Origin of the sequence: Bacillus cereus group sp. BfR-BA-01379 (genome assembly GCF_022663605.1) — a bacterium.
GTDB classification, from domain to species: Bacteria; Bacillota; Bacilli; order Bacillales; family Bacillaceae_G; genus Bacillus_A; species Bacillus_A mobilis.
In genome coordinates this window covers 110,658-127,867 of sequence record NZ_JAKUFT010000003.1, presented here as the reverse complement: position 1 = coordinate 127,867, position 17,210 = coordinate 110,658, and the positions used below count along the sequence as shown (strand labels likewise).

Below are 17,210 nucleotides of genomic sequence, written 5' to 3'. Positions count from 1 at the left end.
TTATTATTAAGCCGACACATCTACTTGTTTTTTCGCCATATGTTGCTTTACCCCTACTAATACAACTAATAATAAACCTCCACCTATCGTCATCATAACAATACTAGTTGGCAACATATCTAATAATAATCCATATACAATCATACCGAGTGGTGCGATTGCAGTAGCAATTGTTTCAAGTAGGCCAAACACACGCCCTAAATAGCTCGGATCTGTCGTTTTTTGCATATGTACTTGCATCGGAATATTTACAATCATAATTGAAATACCCGTTAACATCATAAAAGCAATATAGTAAATAAAACTTGCCACTTTTGGAATCGTAACTAACAATGGGAAGACTGTACATAAACTTAAACCTGCAAACAAAAACAGTCCCGTATAAATAGAACGAAACGGATTATTCACTTCTTTACGCACTGATAAAGCAATCGCACCCATTAGCATCCCGACCGCTAACATTCCCTCTACAGTACCGAGTTGCTTTGAAGATAGATGCAATGTATGGACGATAATATATGGAAGTGCTACAGTTAGCCCACACGCAAAAAAGTTTACCCAAAGCGCTATTTTCATTAAACCATATATTTCATGCTGCCGTTTTACATATGAAAACCCTTCTTTTATACTCGTCAAGAAACGCTCTTTACTCTCAGCCACTTCTTTTTTGTATAAATCAAATACGATAAATAATTGCACAATCACTGCTAAAAAGAATGTAATGCTATTTAACAAAAAGAACGATTTAATGGAAATGAAACCAAATACAACTCCGCCAATAATCGGCCCTAATATATTTGATAAAGAAGCCGCCGTTTGATTTAAAGCACTCGCTTTTTGAATACGCCCCTCATCTACTAAATTAGGAATAGACGAAGTTAATGCAACAGAATAAAAACTGGCACAAATTGATAATAATGCTGCTGAAATATAAATAAAAAGAAGTGATGGTCCAAATATAGTAGCAAGAATAAACATAATAAGCATCGTTAAGCTACTTAATAAATCAGTGCCAATGACAAGCCATTTTCGATTCACACGGTCAGCTACAGCACCCGCAATCGGACCACAGATCATCCTTGGAAGTGATCCGCAAACGAGCGTAGTTGCAAAACCCATTCCTGAACCAGTTGTCTTTAAAACGTATAATCCCATGGCAAATGTATAAATTCCTGCCCCTAATAAAGACGTCATCTTTCCAATCATCATTAAAATAATATTTCTCGTTGCAATCTTCATTCTTGTATCATGTTGTCCTATACTTACATCTCCCATAATGACTCTCTCCCCTTGAAAGTTAAATTGTGTTAAACTTATTATATAATCGACTTTCCAATTTTTACAACAAAAAGTTAAATTGTATTTAACTTTTAACGATAAAGGAGCAATAATATGGCAACTCTCGGTGAAAAAATTAAAGCGCTACGTAAAGAAAAAAAACTTACACAAACAGAGCTGGCAGGTTCGGAACTTACAAAAAGTATGCTTAGTCAAATTGAAAATGGAAAAGCTACACCTTCCATGAAAACATTACAATATATCGCTGAAAAACTAGAATGTGAAGCGAGTTTTTTATTAGAAGATGATGATGGAGAAACTGTAGAACTCATTACAAAAATGGAGCAACTCATAAAGGAAAACAAATGTGATGAAGTGTATGAGTCCCTACTACCTATCGTTCAAAAAGAGCTCCCTTCTACTTTAAATACGGCTCATATATACAAACAATTCGTAACTGCCGCAGTGATTATAAAAGATTACAACATTGAATCTTACGTAGAAAAAGCTGTTTCTATTTTTGAAAAATATAAGTTATACCGCGACAGTACGGAAACAAAATTAAAATTATCTTTTGCAATATTCACACGTAAAAAGTATGCAGAATGTTTACAACTTATATCTAATATTAGAAATGATTATGAAGAGAAACATTTAGAAATGGATCTTATTATACATATTGATTTATGTTTATATGAAGCCATCATATTACTAGCATGTGGCGATTATGAAAAATGTGAAGAAACGATATTAGAGACACTCGCATTTTCAAAAAAACATCAAGTGTATTATAAAACAGATGTATTTTACCGGATTTTATCTTATCAAAAAGCCATTACAGTTGATAAAGAACAATATTTATATTACATAAAAAAATCTGAGCAATTTGCCATTTTTACAGAAGACACTCTATCCATTGCGATGATCGATATTTTAAAAGCTTACTACTACAACACGATTATTAATGAATATACAATCGCATTAAAACATGTAGAACAATTTCGAGAAAAACTAAAAGATCAGCCCATTTTTCAAGACGACGGATTGTATTATCTTGAAAAAGGAAAAGCTTTATACGGATTAAAACGTTACGAAGAAGCTTTACAAGCATTGCAACGTGCTATTATACCAGATTATATGAACCATCCGCTTGATCAATCGTGGCTTACAACAGCAGGTGCATATCGTGCACTTTGTTACGTCAAACTAAATGATAAAAAAAGAGCTCTTGAAGAAGCAACAAAAGCAAATGAAATGATACAATCGTATCCAGATTCTATTTTCTCTGCATTTATTAAAGAAACATTACAAATAATACAAAAACTTTAAGAATGTCTCGAAATGGTATATTATTCCTCTTTTTTAGCAAAGATAATAATGATGGGAGGAATATAAATGAATATTCAACGTGCAAAAGAGCTTTCTGTATCATCAGAACAAGCGAATGTCAGTTTTCAAGGCATGCCTGTTACCATTCAACACGTCGATGAAAACAACGAAACCGCCCGCATATATGAAGTAAAAAATCCAGGACGCGAATTAACTGTTCCAGTTAATAGCTTAGAGGAAATATAAAAAATGCCACTTCATTTTTGAAGTGGCATTTTTCTTACTTTCATATAAATTCTCTATACCTCTTGTTTTACAACAACTTAAAAAATAAGAATCTTCTACTTCTTTTCTTTTTTTAACCTGCTAAAATACAAACTATGAATGAATTATTCGCACTATATATTAAGGAGGAAAGATAATGAAATTTGATTTAGAAAAAAACAAGCATTATTATGCAGTTATATTCACTTCTCATTTATCAAATGATACGACAGATTATAGTAGCGTTGCCGACAAAATGGAGGAACTTGCAAAACAGCAACCTGGATTTTTAGGTGTAGAAAGTGCACGTGATCATGCGGGACTCGGAATTACCATTTCTTATTGGGAATCACTTGAAGCAATTGACAATTGGAAACAAAACGCCTTACATAAAGAAGCGAAAAAAAGAGGCCGTGAGCAATGGTATGAAAACTTCCACCTACGCATTTGCCGTGTTGAGAAAGAATTCAAGTTTCATAGAGGTACATTGTAACGGTGAAGAAACAATTAGCTCTCGTTGCTGTTCATGAAATATATGGTGTGAACGACCATATGCATCACGTTACCCAACACTTCACTTCATCTCATATCGATGTATTCTGTCCGAATCTTCTACAATCGCAGCATGCATTTCATTACAGTGATGAAGAAATAGCATATCATTTTTTTATGAATCATATTGGATTTGATGATGGAAAAAAGCAAATTGAAGAATTTATTACTCGTCTTTCTAGTCGTTACACACATATTGGACTTATCGGCTTTAGTGTTGGTGCTACCATCTCATGGCTATGCAGTAACAATCCGAAAATAGATTTTATTATCGGATGTTATAGTTCCCGTATACGTGACTATATTCATATGAAACCAACATGTGCTACCCTACTTATTTTCCCTGAAAAAGAAGCTAGTTTTTCAGTATCCACTTTAATTCAAACATTGCAGGAACAAAATAATCCTTTACTAGAAATACAAAAACTACACGGTGAACATGGATTTCTGAATCCGTACACTGAAAAATATAACGAGAACTCTACAAAACAGGCATACAATATAATAGATTCATTTCTTGCAACAATAATCTTATAAAGGAGGTCTAAATGACACTTACCTTACTCTTACTTCTTTTCATATTCATTGCCTTTTTCGCAGCGCTAACTATCATTTTTATAACCGTAAAAAAAGGGGAGTTTTTCAAACGCCCCCACTTACAATCTATTATCGTTTGCATTTTATTTTTTACAAATTGGATCTTATATGTAACAACTTTTTATACGTTACTCCCCGAGAAAGTTAGCGAGTTCATATTCTTACCCATTTGGTTTTTCCTTTGTATTTTAGGTTGTATCGTTTTCTGGCGCGAATGGAGAAATAATCGTGTATTCTCAATATGTATCGGTTTTCTTTCTTTTATTAGTTTTCTATTTGGGTTATTGTTGTTAGTTCTTTCGGGGATGTAATAGAAAAGGAAGAAAAGCCAACTTTCAACTTTTCTTCCTTCTATGTTTACCTTTAGTTTTCACTGTCACTGATTCACAAGGTGTGTAGTATATTTGAGGTGTCGCCCTATCAACAAACATCATAAACGTAATAAAGCCGATAACAAAGAAAATAAACAACGTTAACAAAATTGCTCCTATCGTTAAAAGTACCATAACACCACCCCTATATCGTTCATGTTATTACACTTTTCGCTATTATATGAGCGTAATCCTTTTTAGAAAAAGAAACGTAACAAAATAATCACAATCACTCCCGTTAATACTGTACCTAATAAACTACGAGTATATATTGCAACAAGAAATGTCGGGATTGCTGCGATAAGGTAATCCCACTGCATCGTCTCATGCATAAATAAAACTTGGGCTAAAAGTGCTGCTAATATCGCAATTGGTATGTAATTTAACCATTTTAAACCCCAGTCTGGAATTTGAAGTTTGCTAAATACGAGTAGAGGTAAAATACGTGGCACGAGTGTGACAGCTCCTGCCGCTAGTAAAAGTAATAGTACTTCCAATCTCATTTCCATTTTTCAATCACAACTCCAATCGTCGCAGCTAGTAACGTTGCGATAATAACCGCTATACTATCTGGCATAAATAAGTGTGAAACGTATGCGATTATAATCGCTACAATTGCAACAGTAAGATGAATTGCTAGTTTCGGTTTACTACTTATGAGCTGAAGGACAAATAATCCGATAAACATTGCTGGTAATGCATAATCCATCCCGTACGTATGCGGATCCGGTATCCACTCACCAAATAACCCACCAATAATGGTAGCAAGAATCCAATTTAAATATGCTGTTACATTTAACCCCATCATCCATCTGTCGCCTACATATCCTTTTTGCGCTGCGTGTTGCACTGCCACGCCGAACGTTTCATCTGTAATTTGAGAACCGATCATTACGTTTTTTAATAAAGGCAGTTTCGTAAAGTACGGTGCAAGGGCCGCACTCATTAGAAGGTGGCGTAAATTAACAAAAAAGACGGTAAAAATGATTGCTGAAGCAGGAGCACCCGCTGCATACATACCAGCTAATATAAATTGGGCAGAACCTGCATAAATTAAAGTGGACATAAACGCAATTTCAATGATGGAGAAACCTGCTGTTTTTGCAATTACACCAGCTGCTATACCGATGCTCAAATAACCAAATACAGTTGGTAAACAATCTTTTACTCCTTGCTGAAATGTATCATCACTCTGCAAAGCTACATGTGCCTGAGCTTTACTCATCCGTATCATCCTCCATTCCTTTCATCGTTCGTTTTCCTGTTACGACATGAACTAAATCTATATTCTCACGCCATAACGTATCTAGCTTATCAGCTCCAAATTCCTTTGTGATTTCTTCGATCATAATATCGTGCCGCACATACTCTGTAGCAACGAGAACTAGTGCTGGGTCATACGTTGTTACGGCCCATGAGGTACTATCATTTGAAAAGTTCGCAATTAATACTTCCTCTCCATCACGAGCAATAACAGTTAAATGACCACCCATTCTCTTTTCAACAACGTGAGGCGTCATATAATTATGGTGAAACGTAGCGCCTATTTTTGTATGAGGAGCACCAAATAAAATTGAAAATATATGTACACCCTCCTCTTCCTTTTGACGAATATATGGCTCAATTTCATGAACTTGATCTTCCCAAACAGAAATCCATAGCTCTTCCTTCGCCCTATTAATTATATTGCATATTTCTTTTACAACACGATCATTTGAGCGAATATGCGAAATTACATCTATTTTTCGCTCTTGTTCTAAACCATTTAATTTCTGGTCTAAAAATTCAAAGGACTTTTCAAAATCTTTTCGCATTCGATTCATTAACTCCGTAGCTGGTACTGGTACATATTTCACTGGTTCAGTAGGAACGATATGTACTGCTCCTTTATCCATTAATTTACCAAGTACTTCATAAATCATCGAACGAGGTACCCCTGTTTGCTTACTCACTTCATATCCTGTTACTGGGGAATGTTTTAGTAGTCCAATATACGCTTTACATTCATACTGGGAAAAACCTAACTTTTGTAATTCCTTTATAATCTCATCCATCGGTAACCCCTCACATTATATATAACTCTCATCTCAAAACGATACATATACATTAGTAGTTATTGGTATACCTACTAATATAAAAAAACAGACCCACAAAGTCAATTGATAATTCTGAAATTTAATCCAAAAATAAAAAGCCTTCTAATTAAAAGGCTTTTTCTACATACTATTCCACTTATTTTAGCTGCAGCGTATTTAATAGATTCTCCTCCAAATGCTCCCGTAAAGTAGAACCTGCATACTCTTTCCTAAATACACCGGCCTTCACGAATAAAGGAATAACTTCACTAAAGAATAGATCTAGTGACTTTGGAGGTCCTCCTGGGATAGCAATAAATCCATCTAACGCTCCCGCCTCAAACCTATCCATAATTTGTTTCGCAACGTCTTGCGCTGTACCAACCGCAACCCAATGAGCCGAACCAACAACTTCTGGTCGTTCTAGTATTTGTTCAACAGTTGGTTCATTTTTAATAATGTAGTTCCGTAATAATTCTGCGTGTGTTTTACTGCGAACAGTTTGATCCCGACTTGGTAGCATCTCTTCCTTAATCTTACTTTCTAGCGGAATCCCTCTCGCATCTAGCCCGAGAACCATTTCAAGTAACGAGTATCTCTTCTCTTTTGTGAGATGTTGATGTGCTTGCCTATGCATTTCTAACGCTTCTTCATATGTATCACCGATAAAGAAATATAGTCCAGGCAATACGCGTATATCATCTTGGTTACGGCCATGCTGTTCTGCTCTTCTTCTTAAATCTTGACGCAGTTCCATTCCGGACTCTACATCTGGCGTTGCAGCAAAAATTGCATCTGCAACAGAAGCAGCAAAATCCCGCCCTGATTCTGAAGCACCAGCTTGAAATAATGGCATTTCCCCTGCAATATGCTGCGGAATATTAAGTGGACCTTTCACCTTAAAGTATTCGCCATTATGCTCAATAGGTTTTACCATCTCTCTAATAACATCCGGATTATCTACTTTCAAAACTTCATTGGGATGACTTCCCCAAAGTTTTCTTACTAACGCTGTACATTCTGCCGCTTTCGCGTATCGTTCCTCAGATGATGGCATTCCTTTCTCGCCAAAGTTTTCAGCACCATCAATGGAAGTAACAATATTCCACCCTACTCGCCCATTACTAATCCAGTGTAAAGATTGTAATTGCCTCGCTAATATATATGGTGGATAAAACGACGTTGAAGCAGTCGTAACGACTCCAATTTTTTCTGTTGCATACGCAATAGCAGTAAACAGTAAAGTCGGATCTAAAATGACATTCCCTTTATTACGAGCAATTAAATCCGGATGCGCCACTAAATAATCCGCTTTAAAAACAAAATCTAACTTCGATTTTTCTGCCTGTTTTGCTAACTCTACTTGCTCGTTAATTCCTGAATCAAATATACTATCTTCTTCTTTCTTTCTAGAAATTAAACATAATCCAATGCAAAGTTGTTTTTTTATAGACATACACACCATCCCCTTATTTTTAATTTACCTAGTTAAGCAATGTTGCTGTCATTATGAAATTCCATTCTTATGAAAAAAGATAAAATGATATTGATAATCATTATCATTTTATGGTGTAACCGAAATAAAAGCAATAATAAAAAAAGACTTCCGCTATGGGAAGTCAGTCTCTTATCTCAATATTTCATTCGCTTCTTTTTCATAAATTTTATCAAATGAAGTCATAACGCGTTGTGATGCTGAAATCATTTTTTGATCTGTCATAAGATCAGCCATCTCTTTCGTCAAATCTACATTTGAATTTTCTAGCATATGATTTTTCACTGCCCCTGTTCCGTTCGGTAAATCAGCAATGTTTCCTTCTGCTAGTGTAAAACTTTTGTTCTCTCTTTGCATTAGACGTGCATTTGCTTCTGCATCTACTGTTTTTGTTTGCAACTGTGCTATTACTATTCTCTTAATATCTGGGTTTTGTAAAGTTCCATCATTAACTTCTCTATAAATTTCTCCATTATTAGATACGAAGAAATTAACATTTTCCGGAATTTTAATACGTTCATTATTTACATCCATAACATAAGCACCAGATGATGTTTGCAGATCACGATCACTATTTACTGTAAAACTACCATCTCTCGTTAAAAACGTTTCATCGTTTTTAGATGTAACGAAAAATGATGTTGTGCCAGCTGTACCGTCATCTAAAAAGAAATCTGTAGCACTATTGGTCATTTGTATATTTCCTTGTACTAAGTTCACATGCGTTGCGGCTGGAACTACAGCGTAATCGACCGAACCGATATTTGTCACAGCTCCATCTCCGCGGCGATATGTGTCTTGTACATCAAATACTTTAGAAGTCATATTTTCTGCTTTAAATCCTGTCGTTTGAGCATTTGCAACGTTATTCGAATGAACATTAATGCGCTGCATGTAATTCATCATACCCATAGAACCTATATAAAGACCGTTCATACTTATTTGAATAAGGCGGTTGCCTTATCCTTCACCTCTTTTCTAGGATGTTTGCAACATTTGTTTCGCTAAATGTTCAGCTGTAGCGATATGTATATGTTGCTTCACGTCTTGTCCGTCTGTCATTAATACAATTGGAGCTGACGATACTGCTGGAATTTTCAACAATTCACCACTACTTGCTGTTTCATCAAATTTCGTAAATACGATACCATCAATATGAATATCTTTAAAATTTGTAATGATTTCAATCATATCTTTACTTTTCATCGACGCTGATAACGTTAAACAAATATAATCTGGCTCTACTTGTCCCATCGTTTCAATCATTTCTTCCACTGTCTCTGACGCACGATAATTTTTTCCAGCTGTATCAATTAAAATATAATCGACGCGCGCTTCTTCTTTAAAATACGTAAGCGCTCTTGTCATTGCAGCCTCATCACGTACAGCGATCACTTCAAATCCCATTGTTTTTACGTAATCTTGCAGTTGCTGTACTGTTCCAATGCGTGAATGGTCTGTCGTAATAAAACCAACCGTTTTTTTCTTACCGTGAAACTGCCATGCCATTTTCGCAAGTGTCGTCGTTTTTCCAACTCCAGTTGGACCGATTAATGCAATTGTTTGCACTTCTTTTTCAAAAACGTTTTCTGTGTTGAAATGAGATCTCATATCTTCCAATATATATCCGATCACTTCTTCTTCTGTAATCATCGTCGCATTCTCGAACTTCACTTTTAACTTTTCAGCATATGCATGAATGAAATATTGTTCTACATCGTTTTGCTCTAGCATGCGAATTACTTTTTGAATAATAAACGGTACAGATTCTTGCTTTTCTTTTTTTACAACCACTTCTTCTTTCTTGACAGGAACGACTTTTTTCACAGTTTTTTTCTTTTTCGTTACTTTCGTTTCTTCCGTCTGTTTCACAACGACGATACCTTTTTCAAACATCTTTAATAGTTTCTCTTTCTTTCTTGTCCATTCTTCACTATTTCCTGTTTGCATCGCCGCATATGACATAGAAGTCGTCACGTTTTCTAAATTGTGCAGTACCGATTGAATTCCGTTCGCCTTCACAATTTGTTCTGAAGGATCGTTCACAACATCCATTAATTGTTCATGAAATTGAGCTGTACCTTCGTTCACGTCTTCTTGTTTATCCTCTGGAAAAGCAACTAACATTTCATAATTCTTTTTCCAAAAAAACGGGATATTTCGTTTTACACTTTCATCGACAACGTAATAATAATCTGTACCATATTGGTCAAATAACTTTCGATACAATTCATTTTTCGAAGCTGCTTTTATTCGCATTAACGCTTCTTTCTTTTCTGTATTTTCCATTACTTCACCCCCTACTATTCAATGTAAGCAATTTGATCTACAACAATTTCTGGAGCTAATTCACTAATACAAAGTACTTGCGCTTCTATTTGATAACGCTCTAGCAGTCTTACAATCGCAAACCTGAAATCTTTTCTACGCGTTAATAATACTGGTTCTCTTCCCATTAAGCGGGCTTGTTTAAATACGCGTTGTACTTGCTCAACGACTCGCGATTCTAAATCTAAATCCCAGTTTAATAAATAACCTTGATAAGAATTGTTCACAACGTCCGCATCTAACTCGATTGAATCTGAGAAGAGCGCCGCGTATATTTTACCGTCAGGATTTTTCGCATTTTCACAAATCACTTTTGAAATACATTCACGGACGAATGACGTTACACCGTCAACGTGGTTTTGATAAATTTCTTTTCCATCAATAATACCTTCAATAATGGTTGGTAAATCACGAATAGAAATGCCTTCTTTTAAAAGTTGTTTAATAACATTTTGAACGAGTGATAAGTCGATTTCTTTCTTCTTAATCTCTTCTAATAAAACACCGTTATCATTTTCAAGTGAGTTAATTAAGTCTTTTACATGTTGACGCTGAATTAACTCATGAAGATTACGTCTAACGATAACATCTAAATGCGTAATTAATATGCTAAGTGGCTCTAATACTTGATAGCCTTTCATCTGCGCATCTTGTACCATATGCTCTAAAATCCAATATCCATCTTCACCGAAAATCGGATCTTTCGCTGGTTCTGCATCTAAATCGGCCATTACATTCGGTGTTTTCAGTGCTAATAAGTACCCTGATTTTAAAACACCTTCAGCTGCCTTCGCACCTTTAATACGAATAATGTAACGTCCGCGTGGTCTAAAACTCGTATTATCTTTAAAGTTAATGCCAGGAACGTTAATACCAAGATCGGTAATAATCGACTTCCTCATTAGAACAACTTTATCACGAGCAGTTTCCCCATTAATTTTCTGCTTTACAAGTGCTGCTAAATCTAAACCGAGTTCTACTATAATTGGATATTTATCTGTAAATACTCCGAATGAATCTTCCACTTGTTGCAGTTGCTCATCTTCGCCTTGAATCATTTCTATTTCTTTTTGAAGCTCGTCTTCTTTTTCTTTCTTTATTCGGTTTTTATTGCGAACTCCTAAGAATATAATTGTTCCACCAACGAGTGCGAATGGTAGAAATGGTAGCGGAGTAAAAATACCCATTGCTATAAATAAACCACCAAGCGCATATACAACAACTTCATGCGCTAATAACTCTTTAAAGATACCTTCCGTTACTGTATCCGGTGAACCGTCAAATACACGCGTTACGATAATACCCGTTGAAATCGCAAGCATTAATGAACCAATTTGGTTTACGATTCCATCACCGACAGTTAACTGTGTATAGTGAATAGCCGCATCTGCAAAGCTCATTCCTTGCTGCATCATGCCGACAATTAAACCGAAAATAATGTTTACGAATAAAATGACAATCCCGAAAATAACGTCCCCTTTAATGAACTTCCCGGCACCATCCATCGCCCCGTAAAACTCTGTTTCCATATTTAACTTTTTTCGTTTTGCCTGTGCATCTTTTTCAGTAATAATACGCTGGTTTAAATCTGCATCGATTGACATTTGTTTCCCGGGTAAAGAATCAAGTGTAAAACGAGCCGCAACTTCAGCTGTACGAGACGCACCGTTTGCAACGATAAACTGGAATATGATTAATACTATAAAAATAACGATACCAATTAATAAGTTCCCGCCAATTACGAACTGACCGAACTCTTCAATAACATGCCCCGCATTTCCGTCTGTCAAAATCGCTCGCGTCGTCGATACGTTAATCGATACGCGGAAAATCCCGATTAATAACAACATCGTTGGAAATGACTTTAATTCATCCCACTCGTTAATACTTGTTGCTCGCATATAAATAAGCACTGACATACTTAGTAGAAAAACGATAACGATATCAAGTATAAATGGTGGCAGTGGAATTAAGAGCGCCACTACGAATGACGCTGCTAGAAAGATAGAAAAATAGGTTCTTGCAGAATCTATCTTAAACACAAGAGATCTCCTCCAACCGCGCTATTATACTTCAAGCTCATTCGTTTGAATTAAATAGCGCATAACTTCAATTACAGCTACGTATAAATCTTCTGGAATCGTCTCATCTTCCTCGACTTGATAATATAAAGAACGAGCAAGCGGACGGTTTTCCACCATTGGTATTTCTTGTTCGCGGGCAAGCGTTCGTATATATAATGCGAGCTCATCTTCCCCTTTTGCAACGACAATTGGCGCCGCATCAACCTGTTTATTGTACCGAAGTACGACCGAAATATGAGTCGGGTTGTTTACAATAAACGTTGCACCATCCATTTTCTTCGCAATTGTCCCTTGCAAGATGGCATGCATAAAGTTTTTTCGTTTCCCCTTTACTTGCGGGTCCCCTTCATTATCTTTATGCTCTCGTTTTACTTCTTCTTTTTTCATCTTAATATCTTGTTCGTATTCCCACTTTTGATATATAAAATCAATAATAGAAAGAACGATTAATATAATTAAAATAGCTAAAAAGATAAATTTAATTTGCCTAATAATTTCAGTAAGTGACGCAGTCCAGTTAAATCCAATCATACTCACGATCTTCTCTAAATTCTTTTTAAACAGAATGTAAGCGACGTAACCGATTAATCCCATATAAAATAGTGATTTCAAAATATCTACTAAACTTTTACGACTAAACAATCTCGTAAAATAGTTTTTCGGATTAATACGTGAAGCTTTCGGCTTAATGACTTTAGAAGAAAATAAGAAACCGACTTGAATCATATAATTAAATAAATGAAAAGCGTATACGAGTATTAATATCGGTGCTGATACTTTTAATAATAAAATGCCCATTAAATAAAAATACTGTGTTGAATCTGTATTTTTTCCAATTTGATCAAACAGTACCGCTACAGAATTTGCAATCTCATATCCGAGCCAATCTCCGAAAAAGTAAACGACAACTGCCAATACAAGTATGGAAAATAAATTATTTAAATCTTTACTCCGGGCAATATTCCCTTCTTCACGCGATTTCTTACGCTTCTGCGGGGTGGCCTTTTCTGTTTTATTATCCTTTGCCATGCGCGTCCCCCTACTTCGTTAAGAAAAAGTTAAATAGTTTTGTATATTCCTCAAGCAATACGTCCGTCATATTTTTAAACACATAACCAAGCATCGGTACACTCATCGCAATAAACAAAATACCACATGTAATTTTAATGACGTACGCATTCATAAAAACGTTTAATTGCGGAGCGTTTTTTGCGATTAAAATTAAAACAAAGTTAATGATGAACAAACTTCCCATAAGCGGAAGAGCAATTTCAACCGCTGATGTAATCGCAAATAATAACGTTGCGAGTAGACTATCTAGAAAACTAGTCGTCAGCAATTTTGAAATCGCCTCTGTATATTGAAACGACTTTAAAATCGTGGCAACGAAATAATTAATGCCGCCAAGTGAAATAAAAATAATGAGAAAAAATATATCAAAAATGGTTGAAAGTAAAGTAGACTGTGAACCTGCATTTACATCAAACAAACTTGCCTGTGATAAACCGATATCAAAGTCTAAAATATGCCCAGCCATTTTTGGAATATTCCACAGCATTTCTACAATTTTTGAAAGCGATAATCCAATTACAATTTGCGTACCTGCATAAGCTGCTACGTCCCACGTTGTCTTTATGTGAGAGACATCAACTTGATCGGCAACTGTAATCGAAAGAGCAAGTCCTACTGTAACCTTCGCCATCGCTGGAATGGATCGACCTGAGAAAAACGGTAAAAAATATAAAAATGAAGTAATGCGGCAAAACGCAAAAAACGTCGCCGCCCATAATTCCATATTCATTTCAGTTCACCTATCTTAGTACGAACGCAATAGCGATGGGATTTTATCAAATAAATCTAAAATAAGTGTCGTTAACTCTTGAAACATCCACGGACCTAAAATGATAATAACGAGTACAATACTCGCCATTTTCGGTAAAAACGTCAGCGTTTGCTCTTGAATTTGCATCATCGCCATAATGACAGCGATAATAATAACGACAATCATACTTACGCCGGCAACCGGCATTAAAATCATAACCCCTTTATAAAAAAAGGTTTGAAAAATATCTATAATTGGTGACGTATTCATTTATATGACTCCTATCACATAGCATCAAACGCTTCAGGCGACCGTTTTAAACATAATGTCGACGATTTTTGTATATCCACCTAAATATACGAAAACGAGTATTTTAAATGGTAAACTTAAAATCATCGGCGGTACCATCATCATCCCGAGGTACATTAAAAGTGTACTAATAATCAAATCTATAAATACAAACGCTAAATAAATGAACATCCCCGTTAACAATCCTTTTTGAATTTGCGTTAACGTAAAAGATGGCACGAGCGTAAATAAAGAAAGATCTTTCAAATCTTTCGGTAACTCTTCTCCGCGCACTTTCAGCATCATCTTTAAATCATGCTTATACGTATGTTTTGACATATACTCTTTCATAATTGGAGCTGTCGTCTCCGCAGCTTGACTTACAGTTATTTTCTCTTTCGTCATCGGATCCCACACATCGCTCTTCAGCTGCCCAAGTACAGGCTGCATCGTAAAGAGTGATAAAAATAAGGCAAGTCCAACGAGTACTTGGTTCGGTGGTAAATTCATTACCCCAAGTCCTTGACGTGTAATCCCAAGAACGATCATAAAATAAGTAAAATGTGTAAATAATAGAACGATAGAAGAAGATAATGATAAAAGGGTAACGAGCGCAAATAACTGTACACTTGAATTACTCGTAAACTCTTTTCCATTTTCGAAATTAATAAAACCGTTTTGGGCCGCATACGCTGGATTTACAAAAATAATTGAAAAAACGATAGAAAATACGAAAATAACGGCTAATAATGATAACTGTTTCTTTATTCTCATGATGGATCCTCTACTTTTTTCGTTTCACTCTTCACCGCATCTTCTAGCGCTTGTTGAAACTGATTTCCTGTTCCTGTTAATTGCACAGATTGTACACCGTTATTACTAATAACAGTGAACACTTGCTTGCCGTCTACTTCAAATAAAAAAGCGCTCGTTTGATGATTTAAATACACGCCGTCTTTCACTTGAATATGGCCATTTTCACCTTGTTTAAAAAACTGCTGCTTGCGCGTCTTTTTCGTCATATAATATGCACCGTAGCCGAGCGCACCAAACAGTAAAACGACTTGAAATAAGGTCGTCATATACGACATATGACTCCTCCTCTACTCTTTATCTAGCATTTGACTTTGCGCTTTCATAAGCGCAGCTTGCTTCTTGTCAGCTTCAATTTCAGAAATGATAATACCGAACTTCTCGTCCATTACGATTGCTTCACCTATGCCGACTTTCATATTACTTAAATACACATCTACTTTATGCCCTAAGTTTTTCTCTACTTCAAGAACATCGCCCACTTTTAATTGCTTCACATCACCGAGCGTAATAGATGATTTCCCAAGCTTTACACCAAGTTCAATCGAAATATCCGAAACAGTATCAATATGTGCTTTACCCGCTTCATTTCGCTTTCCTGCAAATTCTTCTAATCCCATTAATGACACAGGAGATACTTCATGCTTCATATGGATCCTCCTACTCTACAAAACTTTTAAATAGGAGCGCCTTACGCGTTCCATCTTTTCCAATAAAACAATTAAATTTATGCTTTCCATCTACAAAACCAAGCAATTCATCCGAAACTTTCGTATGAAGCGGAATAATATCGCCTTCTTCAATTTGTTCAATGTCACCCATTGTCATCTTCTGCTCACCAATCGCAACATGAACAGGTTTAAACACTTGATTTACTTTCACTTCCACTTCAGACGTATACTTTTTACGCTTATCCGAAGAATGTTCGACAATATTTTCAGACGTTAACTTATCCATAATTTCTTCAACAGATAAGAACGGAATACCGATACGCACCGTCGTATTCCAAAAATCCGTTTTCATATTTACGTTCAGTAATGAAATGATATCGCTCGCTGTCGTAATCTTTAATGCATTCGGATCCGTCTCAGTCGTCACAAATTTCGGTTTAATTGCCACAACACTTTCAAACGATTGCTCTAAATTTTTACATAGAAGTGCAAAAATATTATCAAGCGTTAAAAACTCAAATGCAGTTAACGGTCTACGCATCGTAAAATTACGTTTACTATCTCCGCCAAGCCAACACTCATGAATATAAATAACAAATGCTAAATCAATCTCAATAACAATTTCTCCAAGCTCTGGAAGTCCGAGGTCAATGACGCAATATAAATAATAATCTTTCGGCATTTTCTCCACATACTCACTCGTAAACGGAACTTGCTCCACTGTCGAAGGATCTAACTCAATCGGAATACGCATACGTGCAGATAACGTCTGTGATGTCTGTTTACCAAACGTAGAAGCAATCGCTTGCAAACTACGTAAATGTTCAACACCGAACTTCTCCGGTCTATTAAAATCATACTCTTGAAATTTATCTTGCTTCCCTGCTTCTTGTGCGAAAGCTGGCATTTCCTCGCCTTCATTTACCGCCTTCAGCAGGGCATCAATTTGCTCTTGGCTTAATTTATCGCCACTCATGAAAATCCCCTTCCCTACCTTTTCAATTCAACGATTTCAACGTACATCTTTCCATTTTTCGTCAAAATCTTTCCGGTTCCAATCTCTTCATTCTCAAGCATAAGACGCACCGTATTTTTCGTTGAATTTTCAAGACGATACAATGTACCTTTCGTAATATGAAGCAGATCTTCAATTTTCTTTTTCGTATTTCCGATTTCAAAATAAATTGTTAACGGAATATCATCTTGTAATTTCAAATCTAGCCAACTCCCATATCATGTTCAC

General features: G+C 35.8%; 22 protein-coding genes. 5 read left to right on the top strand and 17 right to left on the bottom strand.

The window, feature by feature from the left end; translation table 11 throughout:
- Positions 1-6: 6 nt before the first annotated feature.
- On the bottom strand, positions 7-1,275 hold the full coding sequence (locus MR113_RS02335; RefSeq protein ID WP_242250831.1) for an MFS transporter: 1,269 nt from the start codon (positions 1,273-1,275) through the stop codon (positions 7-9).
- Positions 1,276-1,392: 117 nt separating this feature from the next.
- Between MR113_RS02335 and MR113_RS02330 the strand changes: the two genes are divergently transcribed.
- From MR113_RS02330 to MR113_RS02310, 5 genes are all read left to right on the top strand, one after another.
- Positions 1,393-2,607, top strand: a complete 1,215-nt coding sequence (locus MR113_RS02330) for a helix-turn-helix domain-containing protein (RefSeq protein WP_242250830.1) — start codon at positions 1,393-1,395, stop codon at positions 2,605-2,607.
- Between the two features lie 66 nt (positions 2,608-2,673).
- Positions 2,674-2,853 carry an H-type small acid-soluble spore protein gene (locus MR113_RS02325; RefSeq protein WP_016088502.1) on the top strand — a complete coding sequence of 60 codons (180 nt, stop codon included), beginning with the start codon at positions 2,674-2,676 and terminating at the stop codon, positions 2,851-2,853.
- A 175-nt stretch (positions 2,854-3,028) separates the two neighbouring features.
- Positions 3,029-3,364 carry an antibiotic biosynthesis monooxygenase family protein gene (locus MR113_RS02320; protein ID WP_242250829.1) on the top strand — a complete coding sequence of 112 codons (336 nt, stop codon included), beginning with the start codon at positions 3,029-3,031 and terminating at the stop codon, positions 3,362-3,364.
- A gap of 2 nt (positions 3,365-3,366) precedes the next feature.
- Positions 3,367-3,960, top strand: coding sequence for a dienelactone hydrolase family protein (locus tag MR113_RS02315; RefSeq protein ID WP_242250828.1), 594 nt, complete (start codon positions 3,367-3,369; stop codon positions 3,958-3,960).
- A gap of 11 nt (positions 3,961-3,971) precedes the next feature.
- Positions 3,972-4,331 carry a hypothetical protein gene (locus MR113_RS02310; protein ID WP_242250827.1) on the top strand — a complete coding sequence of 120 codons (360 nt, stop codon included), beginning with the start codon at positions 3,972-3,974 and terminating at the stop codon, positions 4,329-4,331.
- Between the two features lie 24 nt (positions 4,332-4,355).
- Here MR113_RS02310 and MR113_RS02305 read toward each other — a convergent pair whose 3' ends face one another.
- From MR113_RS02305 to MR113_RS02230, 16 genes are all read right to left on the bottom strand, one after another.
- On the bottom strand, positions 4,356-4,526 hold the full coding sequence (locus MR113_RS02305; protein WP_242250826.1) for a DUF3951 domain-containing protein: 171 nt from the start codon (positions 4,524-4,526) through the stop codon (positions 4,356-4,358).
- 62 nt (positions 4,527-4,588) lie between these two features.
- Positions 4,589-4,900: an AzlD domain-containing protein gene (locus MR113_RS02300; RefSeq protein WP_149178305.1), complete on the bottom strand. Its 312-nt coding sequence runs from the start codon at positions 4,898-4,900 to the stop codon at positions 4,589-4,591.
- Positions 4,891-5,616 (bottom strand): AzlC family ABC transporter permease, encoded by a 726-nt coding sequence (locus tag MR113_RS02295; RefSeq protein WP_000030496.1) that lies wholly within the window; start codon positions 5,614-5,616, stop codon positions 4,891-4,893. The genes MR113_RS02300 and MR113_RS02295 overlap by 10 nt, the downstream gene beginning before the upstream one ends.
- Positions 5,609-6,445: a TrmB family transcriptional regulator gene (locus MR113_RS02290; RefSeq protein WP_242250825.1), complete on the bottom strand. Its 837-nt coding sequence runs from the start codon at positions 6,443-6,445 to the stop codon at positions 5,609-5,611. Before MR113_RS02290 ends, MR113_RS02295 begins: the two co-directional genes overlap by 8 nt.
- Before the next feature lie 178 nt (positions 6,446-6,623).
- The gene (locus MR113_RS02285) at positions 6,624-7,922 is read right to left on the bottom strand and encodes an NtaA/DmoA family FMN-dependent monooxygenase (RefSeq protein WP_242250824.1); all 1,299 of its coding nucleotides are present in this window, start codon (positions 7,920-7,922) and stop codon (positions 6,624-6,626) included.
- A 171-nt stretch (positions 7,923-8,093) separates the two neighbouring features.
- Positions 8,094-8,897 carry a flagellar basal-body rod protein FlgG gene (locus MR113_RS02280; protein WP_277929610.1) on the bottom strand — a complete coding sequence of 268 codons (804 nt, stop codon included), beginning with the start codon at positions 8,895-8,897 and terminating at the stop codon, positions 8,094-8,096.
- A gap of 42 nt (positions 8,898-8,939) precedes the next feature.
- On the bottom strand, positions 8,940-10,250 hold the full coding sequence (gene flhF / locus MR113_RS02275) for a flagellar biosynthesis GTPase FlhF (protein WP_242250822.1): 1,311 nt from the start codon (positions 10,248-10,250) through the stop codon (positions 8,940-8,942).
- Between the two features lie 14 nt (positions 10,251-10,264).
- Entirely contained in the window at positions 10,265-12,331 is a 2,067-nt protein-coding gene (gene flhA, locus MR113_RS02270) for a flagellar biosynthesis protein FlhA (protein WP_242250821.1), read from the bottom strand.
- A gap of 24 nt (positions 12,332-12,355) precedes the next feature.
- Positions 12,356-13,402, bottom strand: a complete 1,047-nt coding sequence (flhB, locus tag MR113_RS02265; RefSeq protein WP_242250820.1) for a flagellar type III secretion system protein FlhB — start codon at positions 13,400-13,402, stop codon at positions 12,356-12,358.
- 10 nt (positions 13,403-13,412) lie between these two features.
- Positions 13,413-14,174 (bottom strand): flagellar biosynthetic protein FliR, encoded by a 762-nt coding sequence (locus MR113_RS02260; RefSeq protein ID WP_001055716.1) that lies wholly within the window; start codon positions 14,172-14,174, stop codon positions 13,413-13,415.
- A 15-nt stretch (positions 14,175-14,189) separates the two neighbouring features.
- Positions 14,190-14,465 (bottom strand): flagellar biosynthetic protein FliQ, encoded by a 276-nt coding sequence (locus tag MR113_RS02255; protein ID WP_001098085.1) that lies wholly within the window; start codon positions 14,463-14,465, stop codon positions 14,190-14,192.
- Positions 14,466-14,498: 33 nt separating this feature from the next.
- Positions 14,499-15,257 carry a flagellar type III secretion system pore protein FliP gene (locus MR113_RS02250; RefSeq protein ID WP_001220586.1) on the bottom strand — a complete coding sequence of 253 codons (759 nt, stop codon included), beginning with the start codon at positions 15,255-15,257 and terminating at the stop codon, positions 14,499-14,501.
- Positions 15,254-15,574: a hypothetical protein gene (locus tag MR113_RS02245; RefSeq protein ID WP_000121176.1), complete on the bottom strand. Its 321-nt coding sequence runs from the start codon at positions 15,572-15,574 to the stop codon at positions 15,254-15,256. The genes MR113_RS02250 and MR113_RS02245 overlap by 4 nt, the downstream gene beginning before the upstream one ends.
- A 12-nt stretch (positions 15,575-15,586) precedes the next feature.
- Entirely contained in the window at positions 15,587-15,946 is a 360-nt protein-coding gene (fliN, locus tag MR113_RS02240; RefSeq protein ID WP_048566843.1) for a flagellar motor switch protein FliN, read from the bottom strand.
- A 10-nt stretch (positions 15,947-15,956) separates the two neighbouring features.
- The gene (fliM, locus tag MR113_RS02235) at positions 15,957-16,943 is read right to left on the bottom strand and encodes a flagellar motor switch protein FliM (protein WP_063263673.1); all 987 of its coding nucleotides are present in this window, start codon (positions 16,941-16,943) and stop codon (positions 15,957-15,959) included.
- Positions 16,944-16,957: 14 nt separating this feature from the next.
- Positions 16,958-17,182: a flagellar motor switch protein FliN gene (locus tag MR113_RS02230; RefSeq protein WP_000775712.1), complete on the bottom strand. Its 225-nt coding sequence runs from the start codon at positions 17,180-17,182 to the stop codon at positions 16,958-16,960.
- Positions 17,183-17,210: the final 28 nt, after the last annotated feature.